The 13,016-nt window shown below is 46.3% G+C and carries 16 protein-coding genes; 15 read left to right on the forward strand and 1 reads right to left on the reverse strand.

Going from position 1 to position 13,016, the window contains the following annotated elements; genetic code table 11:
- Window positions 1-172: 172 nt before the first annotated feature.
- The 11 genes from ACE6F3_RS06400 (at window position 173) to ACE6F3_RS06450 (ending at window position 8,624) form a co-directional block, all read left to right on the forward strand.
- Window positions 173-1,204 carry a hypothetical protein gene (locus ACE6F3_RS06400; RefSeq protein ID WP_392654711.1) on the forward strand — a complete coding sequence of 344 codons (1,032 nt, stop codon included), beginning with the start codon at window positions 173-175 and terminating at the stop codon, window positions 1,202-1,204.
- A 326-nt stretch (window positions 1,205-1,530) separates the two neighbouring features.
- Window positions 1,531-1,719: a hypothetical protein gene (locus ACE6F3_RS06405; protein WP_279115699.1), complete on the forward strand. Its 189-nt coding sequence runs from the start codon at window positions 1,531-1,533 to the stop codon at window positions 1,717-1,719.
- 67 nt (window positions 1,720-1,786) lie between these two features.
- A complete protein-coding gene (locus ACE6F3_RS06410; RefSeq protein WP_279115697.1) occupies window positions 1,787-2,122 on the forward strand; it encodes a hypothetical protein in 336 nt (111 codons plus the stop codon).
- Window positions 2,123-2,191: 69 nt separating this feature from the next.
- A complete protein-coding gene (locus ACE6F3_RS06415; protein ID WP_392655063.1) occupies window positions 2,192-2,674 on the forward strand; it encodes a hypothetical protein in 483 nt (160 codons plus the stop codon).
- Between the two features lie 55 nt (window positions 2,675-2,729).
- Window positions 2,730-3,047, forward strand: a complete 318-nt coding sequence (locus ACE6F3_RS06420; RefSeq protein WP_324665142.1) for a hypothetical protein — start codon at window positions 2,730-2,732, stop codon at window positions 3,045-3,047.
- A gap of 38 nt (window positions 3,048-3,085) precedes the next feature.
- Window positions 3,086-3,571 carry a hypothetical protein gene (locus tag ACE6F3_RS06425; RefSeq protein WP_324665140.1) on the forward strand — a complete coding sequence of 162 codons (486 nt, stop codon included), beginning with the start codon at window positions 3,086-3,088 and terminating at the stop codon, window positions 3,569-3,571.
- A gap of 236 nt (window positions 3,572-3,807) precedes the next feature.
- Window positions 3,808-4,008, forward strand: coding sequence for a helix-turn-helix domain-containing protein (locus ACE6F3_RS06430; RefSeq protein ID WP_278812099.1), 201 nt, complete (start codon window positions 3,808-3,810; stop codon window positions 4,006-4,008).
- 13 nt (window positions 4,009-4,021) lie between these two features.
- Window positions 4,022-5,197 carry a UPF0758 domain-containing protein gene (locus ACE6F3_RS06435; protein WP_324665136.1) on the forward strand — a complete coding sequence of 392 codons (1,176 nt, stop codon included), beginning with the start codon at window positions 4,022-4,024 and terminating at the stop codon, window positions 5,195-5,197.
- On the forward strand, window positions 5,194-5,718 hold the full coding sequence (locus tag ACE6F3_RS06440) for a hypothetical protein (protein WP_324665134.1): 525 nt from the start codon (window positions 5,194-5,196) through the stop codon (window positions 5,716-5,718). The genes ACE6F3_RS06435 and ACE6F3_RS06440 overlap by 4 nt, the downstream gene beginning before the upstream one ends.
- A 218-nt stretch (window positions 5,719-5,936) precedes the next feature.
- Window positions 5,937-6,422: a DNA methyltransferase gene (locus tag ACE6F3_RS06445; protein ID WP_392655065.1), complete on the forward strand. Its 486-nt coding sequence runs from the start codon at window positions 5,937-5,939 to the stop codon at window positions 6,420-6,422.
- A 630-nt stretch (window positions 6,423-7,052) separates the two neighbouring features.
- On the forward strand, window positions 7,053-8,624 hold the full coding sequence (locus tag ACE6F3_RS06450) for an NAD(P)/FAD-dependent oxidoreductase (RefSeq protein WP_279115682.1): 1,572 nt from the start codon (window positions 7,053-7,055) through the stop codon (window positions 8,622-8,624).
- On the opposite strand, the gene ACE6F3_RS06455 is transcribed toward ACE6F3_RS06450, so the two are convergent.
- The gene (locus ACE6F3_RS06455) at window positions 8,621-9,211 is read right to left on the reverse strand and encodes a phosphatidic acid phosphatase (RefSeq protein WP_058292800.1); all 591 of its coding nucleotides are present in this window, start codon (window positions 9,209-9,211) and stop codon (window positions 8,621-8,623) included. The two genes, ACE6F3_RS06450 and ACE6F3_RS06455, sit on opposite strands and share 4 nt — an antisense overlap.
- Window positions 9,212-9,430: 219 nt before the next feature.
- Here ACE6F3_RS06455 and ACE6F3_RS06460 point away from each other — a divergent pair, with 219 nt between their 5' ends.
- The 4 genes from ACE6F3_RS06460 (at window position 9,431) to ACE6F3_RS06475 (ending at window position 12,968) form a co-directional block, all read left to right on the forward strand.
- The gene (locus tag ACE6F3_RS06460; protein ID WP_279115680.1) at window positions 9,431-10,177 is read left to right on the forward strand and encodes an ABC transporter ATP-binding protein; all 747 of its coding nucleotides are present in this window, start codon (window positions 9,431-9,433) and stop codon (window positions 10,175-10,177) included.
- Complete coding sequence (locus ACE6F3_RS06465; protein WP_279115678.1) at window positions 10,170-10,895, forward strand: ABC transporter permease; 726 nt, start codon at window positions 10,170-10,172, stop codon at window positions 10,893-10,895. The genes ACE6F3_RS06460 and ACE6F3_RS06465 overlap by 8 nt, the downstream gene beginning before the upstream one ends.
- A gap of 100 nt (window positions 10,896-10,995) precedes the next feature.
- Window positions 10,996-11,751: an ABC transporter ATP-binding protein gene (locus ACE6F3_RS06470; RefSeq protein ID WP_041342122.1), complete on the forward strand. Its 756-nt coding sequence runs from the start codon at window positions 10,996-10,998 to the stop codon at window positions 11,749-11,751.
- Window positions 11,733-12,968 carry a SufD family Fe-S cluster assembly protein gene (locus ACE6F3_RS06475; RefSeq protein WP_010936545.1) on the forward strand — a complete coding sequence of 412 codons (1,236 nt, stop codon included), beginning with the start codon at window positions 11,733-11,735 and terminating at the stop codon, window positions 12,966-12,968. Before ACE6F3_RS06470 ends, ACE6F3_RS06475 begins: the two co-directional genes overlap by 19 nt.
- Window positions 12,969-13,016 lie beyond the last annotated feature (48 nt).

Genomic DNA, 13,016 nt, shown 5'->3' on the forward strand with positions numbered 1-13,016 from the left:
GGTTAACGCCCTATCAAGGGCACTAGCCGAAAGGGTAGTGCTGATGGACTTCACGATAGGGCGAAAAGGCTTTCTTACTTACCTGAAGTCATTAGGCGGGAGTAATGTTGTTAAGGTTGTCCCGTCTAACGGCGATGCCAGCGGGTTGCGGGTCGCTGATAAAAGACTAAAGGTGGTCTGTGGGTCAAATACCAGTTACCTTGACGATATGGCTTGGGTAGGCGATAAGACGCCACTAACACTCTGCGATGTCAGGGTAAGCCCATCAAATACCGTTAAGCCTAACCTCGGAGCACTGGAGCTATCGGAAGCTCTGTCAAGGGTAGTGCCGTTTACCGCTAAAGAGGATAACAGACCTGTTTTACAGAGTGTCCTTTTCAAGGTGGCAGACGGCAAGCTCACATTAGTGAGTGCCGATGGCTACAGGTTAGCTGTGGTAAAGCTGGACTTTGACGGCGATGAGGGGCAAGTCCTGATAAATCGGGATGAGCTAAGGGGTGTGATAAGTGCCTTACGGCGTGCCTATCGGGTTAGAGTGGGCTTTGAGAAAAGCGGGGAAAGCTTTGACGGAATGAGCCTCGTGCTGGACACGGAGCTAATCCGTTATAAATGGCGGGGAGCTGATGGGAACTTTCCCGAATACGAGAAGCTGATACCCGCCGACTTCAATACTTTTGTTAGCTTTGACACTAACGAGGCAATCAAAGCGGTAAGCTCACTCAAAGTCCTGTCGGATAGTAAGAACTACCCAATAGACCTCACCATCGGCAACGGCAAGCTCACGATGTCCAGTCCCGATGAAAAGGGAATGGCAGAGATACCCGCCGATACACAGGGCGAAGGCAGGATACGACTGGATGGCAGTTACCTTGCTGACGCCTTAAGAGCTTGTGGCGGGATGGTAGAGCTAAAGTTGGTAGACAGTAAATCGCCGATGCTCTTTACCAGTCCTGACTATGAGCTTGTGGTAATGCCGATGTTTGCTGGTGAAAGCCAGAAGCCGAAAGAGGAGGCACAGACCACCGAGCCAGTCAAGGTAGAACCCGAAACCGCCGAGAACACCGAGCCAACCGAGCCAGAAGCCGAAATAGAAACCGAGAAAGCCAATGCGGTAGCTGAAGCTGAAGCTATCGCCAATGCTAAAGCTGAAAAGCCGAAGCATAAAGCGAAACGCAAGGCAAAAGAACCAGTTGCGGTAGCCTAAAGCCTGAAATTGAACGCTTGAACTCAGAAAACAGCCAACGCAGGAAAGCGGGGGAGACCCCGCTTTTTTGCTTTTTTAGGGGTATTCGTTTCCCCAATGCGTGGGAACGGATACCCCTTTTTTTGTGGCAAAAAGGGCAGGGAGCACCGATGCCCGATGGCAGAGGCAGCCCTCGATAGACGTAAGCCCTCGATGGCAGGGACAGCACCAGCGGTTGCGTACTTTTGGAAGTCCCGATGGACAGTTGCACAGTGCGAGTTACAACCAAAGCGAGTAGGTACTCCCAGTATTCACAGGTAATACATACGGAAAGGAGGAAGCCGATTATGGCGGATACGGACACTATCTTTGTCCTCAGTAAGGTGGATGTCATTGATTGCGCCAGGGAAATGGGTATCCCTGAAGAAGTGATAACCGATGACGTACTAGCCCAGGTGAAGAAGGGCGTGGAATGGGGTCTGGAGTGCTGGTCTGATGTCGTCAAGGAAGCCATCAATATGGCACTAAAAAGCTAGACCATCCCACATGCCCATTCTTGCAGGGGTAACTATACCCAAAAAACTGAATAAAAGGAGGTCAACCATGCCTATCAAGTGGAATGCACTGATGGTAAGCGAAGCTATGGACATGGTCGAGGAATACGTCAATCAGGCCATCGAGCCGATGGAGCAAGCGAAGCTTGTCGCTACTGAAGCAAGAAAAATCCCCAATCTGCCGGGCTACATCGACCAGCACCTAGTACGCCTCATCAGTGAAATCGAACGGATTACTGGCGGTGTAATGTCCTGGAACCAGCAGCCTTATTCGGGTAATGTCCGCGCGGCGATTACCTCAGTTCGTGAGTCTATCCCCAGTGGAACGGTGGAGTCCGAGCGGCAGAAGGTAAACAGTGGCAAACAGCTCAGTTTAGTGAACTGATGGAGTCAGTGAAACCTGTAATTGAAGGGGTTACTGTGCCCAAAATCTGAACAGAAAGGAGTAAGCAATATGACCACAGGACAGATGGACTTGTTTGGTGGAGTGAAGCTTGCCGAACCAGAGCCGACTACCACTGTGAAGCTGGGACGGAAGGCTGTCCAGATACCACTACGCAAGAAACGAAGGGAAGCCGTAAAGCGCCTGATGGAGATACTGGAAGAGCTGGAAGGGAAGGATATCTATATTGGCTCGTATGACGCCGGCGGACGGCACTTCTGGTTGGATAACCTGAAACTCCAACGGCTGCAACTGGAATGGCATCCCATGAGACTTAAGAGCGACCAGGCCTATATCCCAAGTGTCATTGTGCTTTGGGGAGCTAAATCGGCAGCCGTCAGAATTTTCACCGACTACCTCGTAGCTGTACGTGAACAGGAATACCAGGGCTACTGGCATTACTTGTTGGATTTCCGCAACGGCTTCTGGGAAAGCCCGATTGACAACTTCAGGTCACATTACGCCTGCCTGCACATAACCAGGTTCAAGGATTAGAAGGCTAATTCCCAATTAATTGAAGGGGTAACTATACTCTAAAAAGGAGAAAACAATGAATACATTATTCGTAATCAATGCTGCTTTCAACACCGGCCAGATCGTCGCGACCCGAGGAGTCTACGACCTCGCCTGTGAGAACCCCGAGTTTGCCCGATTCATCCAGAAGTCTCTCAATCGCCATGTAAAAGGTGACTGGGGTGATGTGGACGAAGAGGACAAACAGAGCAACAACCAAGCAATGAAACAAGGCACACGTTTGCTATCAGCCTACATCGATAACCGCTTTCCTCAAAACGGGGTAGCGACTATTTGGATAATAACCGAGGCTGACCGGAGCTCAACCGCTATCCTATTTCCCGATGAATACTAGACCTTTACCACAAAAATACAAATACAAGGAGGGTTACTATGTCTAAAAACGTGAACTCGATGATAGATGACCTTGTCGGCACCTTAACCGATCCTATCATTGTCTACCCAGGGGGTTGGGGGGATACTCTCCCGGAATGGCTAAAGAACGCCATTACCCTGGAAAGATTGACCGATAACATGAAAGCTACCAAGGGAGAACTACTAACCGGTACCGATGCAGAAGCCTGTGCCTATCTTAACACTGCCTCACTGACTATACCGATGGACGGTGATTGGAGTCAGATTTATCTTTACGTCGCTGGTAAAACCTATACTCGATGGCGCAAGGGTGACATACCAGAGGATATCAGGGTTGATTCACTCACAGAACAGCAGATGGCAGACCTGAGCCGTCTCAAAGAATGGCTTTACTGCCGGCGAACCACGGCCAGACAGGAACTAGAACGGGATGGAAGACGCCAGCAGAAAGAAGAGGAGGCATCCAAGAGGAAAGTAGAACAGCCAGCATTGTTTGAATTCTAATTTTATCGACGGTAATCTGCTCAAAAGGGGATCGGGAATATTCTCGGTCCCCTTTTTTTATCCAGAATGTGATATGGAATATACTGGGTCATATCTTAATAAACACAGACATAATAGGAAAAAATCCTTGACAATGACGATGCTCGTGGTATACGCTGTGGTTGTTTATTCGAGCCACTTACCTTGAACGCCGGTTATCACATTACTGCTGTAGCACATAAAAGCGGAGACTTAAAATGGAAGACCGATGGTTATCTGTAGATCAAATTGCGGATCATCTCGGTATTAAACGAGATACAGTCTACAGGTGGATTGATGAGAGACAAATGCCTGGCCACAAAATCGGCCGGCTTTGGAAATTCAATAAACAAGAAGTTGACGAGTGGGTTAAGTCAGGTGGCGCCCAAAACAAATTGAGTTCCAAGAAAACAAAGTAATAAAGAGTTGACGATGCCTGATTTGGAAAATAAAGGTCATAGACAAAGACTAAGAGAGCGTTTCGTTAAGAGTGATACGATTTCTCATTCAGAAGCTGCTTTGCTTGAGCTTCTTCTAACCTATACTATACCCCAGAGGGACGTTCAGCCACTGGCTAAACGGTTGTTGGCAGAATACGGTAGTCTTTCCTCGTTGTTGACAGCTCCTATGGAACGTCTTTGCCAATCACAGGAAATAAAGGAAACCAGCGCAGTCCTCTTGAAACTGGTCGATTATATTCGCAAAGAATTTCATTCGACCGAACAGATAGTACAAAAAGAGGTCGAGCCTCCAGTTCAAACTACTTTGTTCGATTCTGTTTCCCCTGCTGAGATAGTCCCTGAGAAAAATGTGGTTAAAGATAAATCAATCGAAATATCAGGCAAGGAAAAAAGTTCAACCAGGCGTGGCACTGAGCTTTTTGGTAAGGCAGTGCTTAAAGAAACGATACAAATATTACCTAAGCTTCCATTCACTAACTCCATGAAGGAAATAACTGATTTCTTAAATAAGAATCTTCCTTTTAATTCTGTGCAGACCAGGACTCGCCGGGGGAGATATATCAAATTTAATATGTTCGGGGATAATGCCTCCATTCTCCCCCTGATCAAGTTCGCCCATACGTTCCCGGGAAGCCGAGAATTGAAAGACGTTTGTTTCTACAAATTCTGCAAGGCTCAGCCGTTAATGCTGGACTTTATTCAAAGCATAATGCTGCCGAATATTGGAGCTGGTTCTATCAATCGGGATGCTGTATCCGAATATCTCCGTTCCCGTTATCCGGAATCCAAAGCAATAAACGACGCTACTTCTGCAGTGTGCGAGGCGTTGTTCGGCGCGGAAATTGCGAGTAAGAAAGGTAACCAAATAGCGTTTTCCTTAAGGGCAGTTCCCGTTGCATCCTTTGTTTTTGTCCTGCACAGCGAGTTCCCTGAACCCGGAATGTATGATATCGAGAAACTTAACAGTAACCGTGTGATTAAAGCCATGCTTTGGAACCCGGAGCAAATCCTCAATAGTCTTTACGAGGTACGTAACCAGGGGTTTATCACCAAGATTTCAGAGATAGATAATATCCGACAATTCACGACAAAATATGCTCTAGCCGAAGTGGTTGAGAAACTTGCTTCCAAAGGTGAAAAGGTATGAAGTCTACCGAGATAATCGATGTACTCCGTCAAAAACTTACTGTACCTGGTGGCCGCCATTTATACGGGGTAATGGGGACCTATACCCAGCTTGATAATTTTGCTAAGAAGCTGCATCAAGCAAAAACAACTGACGGTCAACTTTTCCCCAAGCCTACTAACGTCAATAGAGGCATATTGGACTCACTACCAGATGATGAGTTTAGAAAACTGGCAGAGAATGAAGCCAAAATGCCTGAACCTACAGCTGCCCATGTCAGCAAGGCATTTGAGAGGTTTCTCCGGGCTAATCTAACCGGCAAAGGTATGTTGGTACTATCCAATCTGGAGATGTTGTTTGCATATCATATTGAACTTAACCTACTCCGGACCATGGCTGCGGATGAAGACCGTGTGTTGCTTTTACTGCCGGGAAGAAGGTCCCGCGGAAGGATAATAATGTTTCATGAAATGGAAGCCAGTGATTATACATTACCGACAAATCTGATTGCTGAAAACCATCTTTGGGAGATAAAGGAATAATGATGGATAACGAACATGAAGTCCAAACTGGCAATTTATTTAGTGAAGATACTCCCAAAATGCCAGAAGGGTATTATTCCGGGGATAAGCCCAACCTAAATCTTCCTGCTTTTGTTGAACAACATATTAAAAGTCGGCCATATTCAACTAACGAAGACTATGGGATAGATTCTTTCTCCGAACCCATAAATGCTCAAAGAGAATATGACATATTTAATATGCATGCCTACTGGTCAAAAAAAGCTCACGAAGCCATAGAACAGTATATTGAGCATTATACTCAACCGGGAGATCTTGTTTTAGATCAATTTTGTGGTTCTGGAGGTACGGCGTTATCAGCGTTGAGTTTGGGAAGGAAAGCAATAGCTATAGATAGGTCACCTGCAGCGACATTTATTTCAAATGGTTTCTGCTCATCGACAGATTTACCGAAATTGAATGAAGAATACGCTCGTTTAATGCAGAAGGTAAGCTCCCCAATATCTGAGTTGTATAACTCTAACTGCCATATATGTGGGTCTAAAGCTATCATTCACTACCAAGTATATTCAATGACTTTTCAATGTCTAAAATGCCTTCGCAAAACACCACTTGCAAGGTGTACTCCTGTTGATAATTCGTCTAATGCATATTACTGTCCCTACTGCGGCGACATTATAAAAACGTCTCAAGAAAAAACGGGTTACCAGCTAATAGAAACATAAGTAATTGTTGAAGTATTCAAAGACATAATTCACACAAGTCTTTATGTTTTCAGCACGAGCAGCTATATCGAATTCATTAAGTCGGTCTTCCTTCTTACGACGAGCCACATATTCTTCAAAATGTAACATTTTACCTCCTCAAATTGGATTCCTTTTTTCATATTTCCAACTTGAGAGGAAGATGTCAATATCTATTTTCAACGAAGAGCTTTAACGGCTTTTGAGAGCATGATTTCCACTCGGCTCTTTTGTTGATCAGGGGGTAGTGTCAATAAAGGCCTCAATCTCCTCTCAGACACGGTAGGCACTTTTAATGGATCACCTAGAGATAAAATCAAGTCTTTGACTTCGGTTGATAATTGTAGAAGGTTTATAATTTGGGTTACCCTGGCTCTAGAGACTTGTAGGTAGCGAGATAAAGCTGCCGGAGATGAACACTTGCCATTATCTAAGAGGACACGCCATTCTCTAGCTAAGTAAATAGGGTTACGGTATTGTCGCTTGCCAACCTTTATCAGGTTATGTTTAAATCGATTTACCGGAATTTCGAATACAGCTCGGAAAGTTCTGTGTATTGAACTACTCGGGGAGCCAACGTATACTAAACCGCCTGACGCAGGCGGTTTTTTTATGCCGTTTTCAGCTATTGACGCTTTTATAAAAGCGGATTATCATTCGGCTGTATTTCAGGAGGCCGCCGTGTCTGCAAAAAAGGTTATCATTATTGGTGCGGGTTTAGCCGGGCTTTCTGCCGGTTGTTATTCCCGCATGAATGGTTATGATACCCGTATTTATGAGCATCATACCAAGCCCGGCGGTGTTGCCGCCTCCTGGCGGCGGGGTGATTACCTGGTTGACGGCGGTATTCACTTCATTACCGGCTACAAAAACGGCACTGATTTATATAATATCTACCGCCAGCTTGGGGTGGCAGACCCTGCCAACTTTGTGACCATGAAATCATACGGCAGTTTTATTGATATTGAGCAGGGAAGGCAGCTGGATATACCCATTAATATTTCTGAACTGGCGCTGGAGATGAAAATGCTTTCCCCTGCAGATGCTCCCTTGATAGATGGTTTGGTAGCGGCGGTACATGCTTTTTCCGGCAAAGATTTAGCTACGTACGGGCAGCTTAATCCGCCGGAACTTACCTCCGGCATGGACAGGCTTACGGCTATCTGGAAAATGCGCGGTCTGGTTAAGTATATGTCCGGCCGGTATGCAAAAAGTATGGCAGAGTATACTTCCTTAATGCAAAGCCGCTGGCTGGCGGACTGCCTGAATAATCTCTTTACCCCCCAAGTTCCTGTCTGGTTTGTAGTCATGCTGCTGGCACTTGCCGGTGACGGGCAAATAAGCTACCTGGCAAGAGGCTGTAAAGATTTTGTCCGCCGGATAGAAAAACGGTATGAAGATTTGAGCGGGGAACTAACCTATTCTGCTACGGTGGAAAAGATACTGGTTCAGAATGACTGTGCAATCGGGGTCAGGCTGGCTGACGGGACTGAAGACTATGCAGATTACGTTATTTCGGCCGGTGATATTTATAATACAGTTTTTCACCTGCTTGACGGCAAGTATATAGGCAAAAAGCTCCAAAACAAGTTTGATACCTCTGAACTCAGCCTGCCATATTTTGTGGCCAGCTTTGGGGTAAAACGCACTTTTGAAAATGAAAATGTTTTTAATACAATTTTTTTAAAAAAGCCCTTACAGGTTGGTAACCGGGATATCCGGCAGCTGTTCCTTAGGATATTTAACTACAGCAGTCACTTTGCACCTGAAGGCAAGAGTGTTATTCAGGTAGAGTTTGAAACCGAATGGGTTTACTGGAACAACCTTAAGCAGACCGACCTTAGTAAATACACCGCTGAAAAAGAACGGCTGGCGGCTGAAATACTGGACAATCTGGATATGCTGTATTCTGGCGTATCCCAAGCAGTGGAGGTCAGGGATATTGCTACTCCCTGCACTTTCAGCCGTTATACCTTAAATCATCAGGGTGCGCCGGAAGGCTGGGGTTTGAATGTCTTAAATTTCAAGGCCGAATCAAGACGGACTTTAGAGGGGCTGTCCAACCTTTATCTGGCAGGACACTGGGTATTAGGGGGTGTGCCGGGGGTAATACTTTCAGGGCGTCAGGCTGTACAGCTTATATGTGCCAAAGAAAAGAAGACGTTTTTTACCCGGACTACTTAGAGATTGACCATATTGAAAATATTAAAAACAGTTACTATCACTGTGCCCGCCAGCAATGCTCCGGCAGTTACCTGCCCAACTGTATGTTCTTTTAAGTAAACTCTGGCCCAGGCCATCATGGGTACCAGCAAAATAAAACCCAAAGCACTGTAGCCGTAAAGCACTAAAGCTATACTGAAAAAGGCGCTGGCAAACGCGGTGTGAACGCTTATCTTCCAGAAGAAATTTACTATCATAAAAAGTACGCTGGAGACAAAACCGGCAAATAAAGCGGCAATCAGTTTGTCCGGCGCGCCGATAAATACCAGTATTATCAAAGCGGCGCCCACCAGCACCGAACCTAAAACATATAAAACATGGCGCTGCTCACGGGGGTTTGAAAAGACTGACTTTAGTTTACCTTTTTTGACCATATTTAAAATGACCAGAAATATCGGCAGCATGCACAGGGCTATAAATATAAATGACCATTTGGCGGCTTCCCACAAATTGGCGGTAGAGTCTTTGGCCAAAAGGAAAACAAACAATATGCTAAGTGTAAGCGGATTGAAAATATCAGAGATGTAGTTTGCCAGTCTAGTCTTCAATTCACCTTCCCGTATATAAAGCTTTCACTTTCATATTAGCATAAACTCCCGTTTCGCACTAATAAATCTAACTATATTGATACTAACTCTTGCGGGTGTGCGCTTGCTGCGGGTATTATGAATCAAGAGCAGTTCTGAAAACTTGGGAATATCCGGCTGAGAGTCGGGCCAAGGGGTTGGTTTTTAAAAAGCTTTTGTCCAGACAGAAAGGGACACGTTATGACTGATACAGCTATCAGCTTGAGGGATATATCTTTCAGCTATAAGCGCATTAAAGCTTTAGATGATTTGAGTTTGGAGATTCCCTGCGGTATAAGCTTCGGGATAATGGGGCCTAACGGGGCAGGCAAAACCACTCTTATCCGGATAATGGTGGGGCTTCTCCGCCAAAAAAACGGATATCTTGCTATACTGGGCAAAGAGTTCAGCCGCCAGCTGGAATATCAGCTGGGGTACATGCCCCAGATACATTCCCTGTATACCGAACTGACAGTCAGCCAGAATATAGACTTTTTTGCCCGTATCTACGGGCTGCGGGATAAAACACTGCGTAAAGCCCGTATAGAAGAAGTAATCAGGCTGGTAGACCTCTGGGACAGACGGGATGATGCTGTTATGAACCTTTCCGGAGGCATGAAACAGAGGGTAAGTCTGGCTTGTGCCATTGTCCATAATCCGCCGGTAATATTTTTAGACGAACCCACTGTGGGGCTTGACCCCGAACTGCGCTGCCGCTTCTGGGAGTACTTTAAGAGCTTGAACCAGAAGGGGGTAACAATAGTAATATCCAGTCATACCCTTGATGACGCCGCCCACTGTGACCGCCTGGCATTTCTGCGTGAGGGCAGAGTTATTGCCGAAGGTACTCCGTCAGAATTAAAGGCGGCTACAGGCAATGCCGATGCCAGTTTGGAAGACGCCTTTTTATATTCCATCCGCACAGGAGGTGCTCTCAGCCATGAATAATATACTGGCTATTGCCCAGAGGCTTATCCGCCAGTTGCTCCATGACCGGCGGACTATGGCCCTTATTATAGTAGTTCCGGTGGTAGTTATGGGGCTTATAGGGGTAAGTTTCCTGGATGCCACTGTACTTGATTATATTGCCCCGGCCATGCTGGCCACTTTAGCCCTGTTTTTCAGCTTCCTGCTGACCGGCATTTCATTCCTTAGGGAGACATCTCAGGGTACTATGGAAAGGCTTATGGCTGCACCTGTTTCCCGTCTGGACATAGTTGCCGGTTATCTGCTGGGTTTTTTCGTGTTTGCCCTGCTGCAGACACTTATCATTGTTCTTTTTACCATATACGTGCTGGGAGTCAACTTTCAGGGTGAACTCTGGCAGATTCTGTTCTTTCAGGTGCTTATTATTACCGGGGCGGTAACACTGGGCATTTTCACCAGCAGTTTTGCCAAAAATGAATTTCAAATGGTCCAGTTTATACCGCTTATTATTGTCCCCCAGGTGTTTTTGTGCGGTGTTATCTGGCCGGTTTCCCAAATGCCGGAATGGCTTCAGTACCTGTCAAATATACTGCCGCTGACCTATGGCGTGGACGGCATGCGGGAAATAATGCTTCAGGGGAAAAATCTGGCTGAAGTAGGCTTTCAGTGCGGGGTTCTGATACTGTTTGCGGTTATTACCACCGCTTTGGCGGCACTCACCGTTCCCAAGCGCCGCTAAGGTAAAATGGTCATGCCGCCGGTTGGCGTGCAAATTGCATATCCGCCGCTTTACTGGTAACATTTAATATATACTAAGCATAAATTCAGGGGTATTTAAAATGGATTCAGAAATTTTGCTTGAGGTAAAAGACCTACACGTTGAGGTAGATGGCCGTGAGATACTCCACGGAGTTGACCTGGTACTGCCTGCCGGAGAAACCCATGTCATTTTCGGGCCTAACGGCAGCGGCAAAACTACTTTGCTGATGACTCTGATGGGCTTTCCCCGGTACAAGATAACCCAGGGACAGCTTATATTTAATGGCAAAGATATTACCCATGTCCCCATTGATGAGCGTGCCCGTTTAGGTATAGGCATAAGTTTTCAGCGCCCGCCGGTAGTCCGTGGGGTAAAACTGAGGGAAATGGTAAGGAGTTCGCTTCGGACTAAAGAAGACTCAGGTTTGATTGATGAGCTTGCCAAAAAAGCCCACATGACAGATTTTCTGGAAAGAGACGTAAACCACGGCTTTTCCGGGGGTGAAATAAAGCGTTCCGAACTTTTGCAGTTACTGGCACAAGGGCCGGATATGGTGCTGCTTGATGAACCTGAATCCGGGGTAGATTTGGAAAATATTGCTCTTATCGGCAGCCTTATAAATGATTTGCTGGAGAAAAAACACCCTATCCGCGAACGCAAACGGGGTGGTCTGGTAATAACCCATACCGGGCATATTCTGGATTATGTAAACGCCCGTACCGGTTATGTGCTCTGCCACGGACGCATAAATTGCACCGGTGACCCAAGGGATATGCTGGAAACTATAAAGCAGAACGGTTATCAGGAGTGTGTAGAATGTCCCCGAAAGATCTAAGGCCTAATCTGGCTGATAAAGCCGGTGCTGCTGTAAATAAAAAACCCGCCATCGGTGATGATATTTTATTAGAAAAATATACCGATAATACCGATGACCATAAATACGTAAATAAACCGTCTGAACTTGGGGCTGAAGATAAATCCCGTATGCTTGAGTCAGGTGTAATACTGGATGACCTTAAGGAACGCAGCGGAACATTTATCCAGATGGATAACCGCCCCGTCCATTTCTCTACCCAGCAGGATGGCATAGAGATTATGTCAACCAGTGAAGCCGCTTTGAAGTATGACTGGCTGAAAGATTACTGGTGGAAAGCGGTATCTGTAGATGCGGATAAATATACCGCCCATGTTGAACTTAACAAGGCAGACGGCTATTTTATACGGGCGCTTCCCGGTGTAAAAACCGAATTCCCTGTCCAGTCCTGTATGTACATGGCTAAAAACCAGGCTATACAGAATGTCCACAACATTATTATTGCCGAAGAAGGTTCTGAGCTGCATATTATTACCGGCTGTACTTCCGCTCACCGCACCGAGACCGGTCTGCATCTGGGTGTGACCGAGTTTTTTATAAAAAAGGGTGCTAAAGTAACCTTTACCATGATACATACCTGGTCACCGGATATAGCCGTGCGTCCGCGTACCGGTGCCATAGTGGAAGAGGACGGGGTTTTCCTGAGTAATTACGTTGTCATGAAAACTGTTAAAAACCTGCAGTCATACCCGGTGGCCTATCTGAATGGCGAAAATGCAGTTGCCCGTTTTAACAGTGTTATGGTTTGCCCTCCCGGCTCTAAAATGGATGTCGGTTCGCGGGTCTTTTTAAATGCCAGGCATACCCGGACAGAGCTTATTACCCGCGCCCTGACCACCGGCGGGGAGATTATCTCCCGCGGGTATATTGAAGGAAAAGTGCCGGATTGCAAGGGGCATCTGGAGTGCCGCGGGCTTATCCTGGGTGATAACGGCATTATTTATGCCATACCGGAGCTTATGGGTAAGGTGGCCGGAGTGGATTTGTCCCATGAGGCTGCGGTGGGTAAAATAGCCGAAGAGGAAGTTGAATACCTGATGGCCAGGGGTTTAAATAAAGACGAAGCTACGGCCGCCATTGTACGCGGCTTTTTGAATGTAGATGTTGAAGGCTTGCCTCCCCTGCTTAAAGAAGAAATGGATAAAGCTATTAAGCTGGGTGACCAGGAAGGAATGTAATAAAAATATTACATTAGCTGTATAAAAAAGCCCTCTGGAAACAGAGGG

The sequence above is a fragment of the Dehalococcoides sp. THU4 genome (assembly GCF_043231265.1).
GTDB lineage: Bacteria > Chloroflexota > Dehalococcoidia > Dehalococcoidales > Dehalococcoidaceae > Dehalococcoides > Dehalococcoides mccartyi.

Bases quoted from the DNA above. Each gene is read 5' to 3' on its own strand.
- ACE6F3_RS06415 (WP_392655063.1), top strand. From the start codon at position 2,192: ATGACCACAGGACAGATGGACTTGTTTGGTGGAGTGAAGCTTGCCGAA.
- ACE6F3_RS06445 (WP_392655065.1), top strand. From the start codon at position 5,937: ATGCATGCCTACTGGTCAAAAAAAGCTCACGAAGCCATAGAACAGTAT.
- ACE6F3_RS06410 (WP_279115697.1), top strand. From the start codon at position 1,787: ATGCCTATCAAGTGGAATGCACTGATGGTAAGCGAAGCTATGGACATG.
- ACE6F3_RS06470 (WP_041342122.1), top strand. From the start codon at position 10,996: ATGGATTCAGAAATTTTGCTTGAGGTAAAAGACCTACACGTTGAGGTA.
- ACE6F3_RS06420 (WP_324665142.1), top strand. From the start codon at position 2,730: ATGAATACATTATTCGTAATCAATGCTGCTTTCAACACCGGCCAGATC.
- ACE6F3_RS06405 (WP_279115699.1), top strand. From the start codon at position 1,531: ATGGCGGATACGGACACTATCTTTGTCCTCAGTAAGGTGGATGTCATT.
- ACE6F3_RS06435 (WP_324665136.1), top strand. From the start codon at position 4,022: ATGCCTGATTTGGAAAATAAAGGTCATAGACAAAGACTAAGAGAGCGT.
- ACE6F3_RS06475 (WP_010936545.1), top strand. From the start codon at position 11,733: ATGTCCCCGAAAGATCTAAGGCCTAATCTGGCTGATAAAGCCGGTGCT.
- ACE6F3_RS06430 (WP_278812099.1), top strand. From the start codon at position 3,808: ATGGAAGACCGATGGTTATCTGTAGATCAAATTGCGGATCATCTCGGT.
- ACE6F3_RS06450 (WP_279115682.1), top strand. From the start codon at position 7,053: ATGCCGTTTTCAGCTATTGACGCTTTTATAAAAGCGGATTATCATTCG.
- ACE6F3_RS06460 (WP_279115680.1), top strand. From the start codon at position 9,431: ATGACTGATACAGCTATCAGCTTGAGGGATATATCTTTCAGCTATAAG.
- ACE6F3_RS06440 (WP_324665134.1), top strand. From the start codon at position 5,194: ATGAAGTCTACCGAGATAATCGATGTACTCCGTCAAAAACTTACTGTA.
- ACE6F3_RS06425 (WP_324665140.1), top strand. From the start codon at position 3,086: ATGTCTAAAAACGTGAACTCGATGATAGATGACCTTGTCGGCACCTTA.
- ACE6F3_RS06465 (WP_279115678.1), top strand. From the start codon at position 10,170: ATGAATAATATACTGGCTATTGCCCAGAGGCTTATCCGCCAGTTGCTC.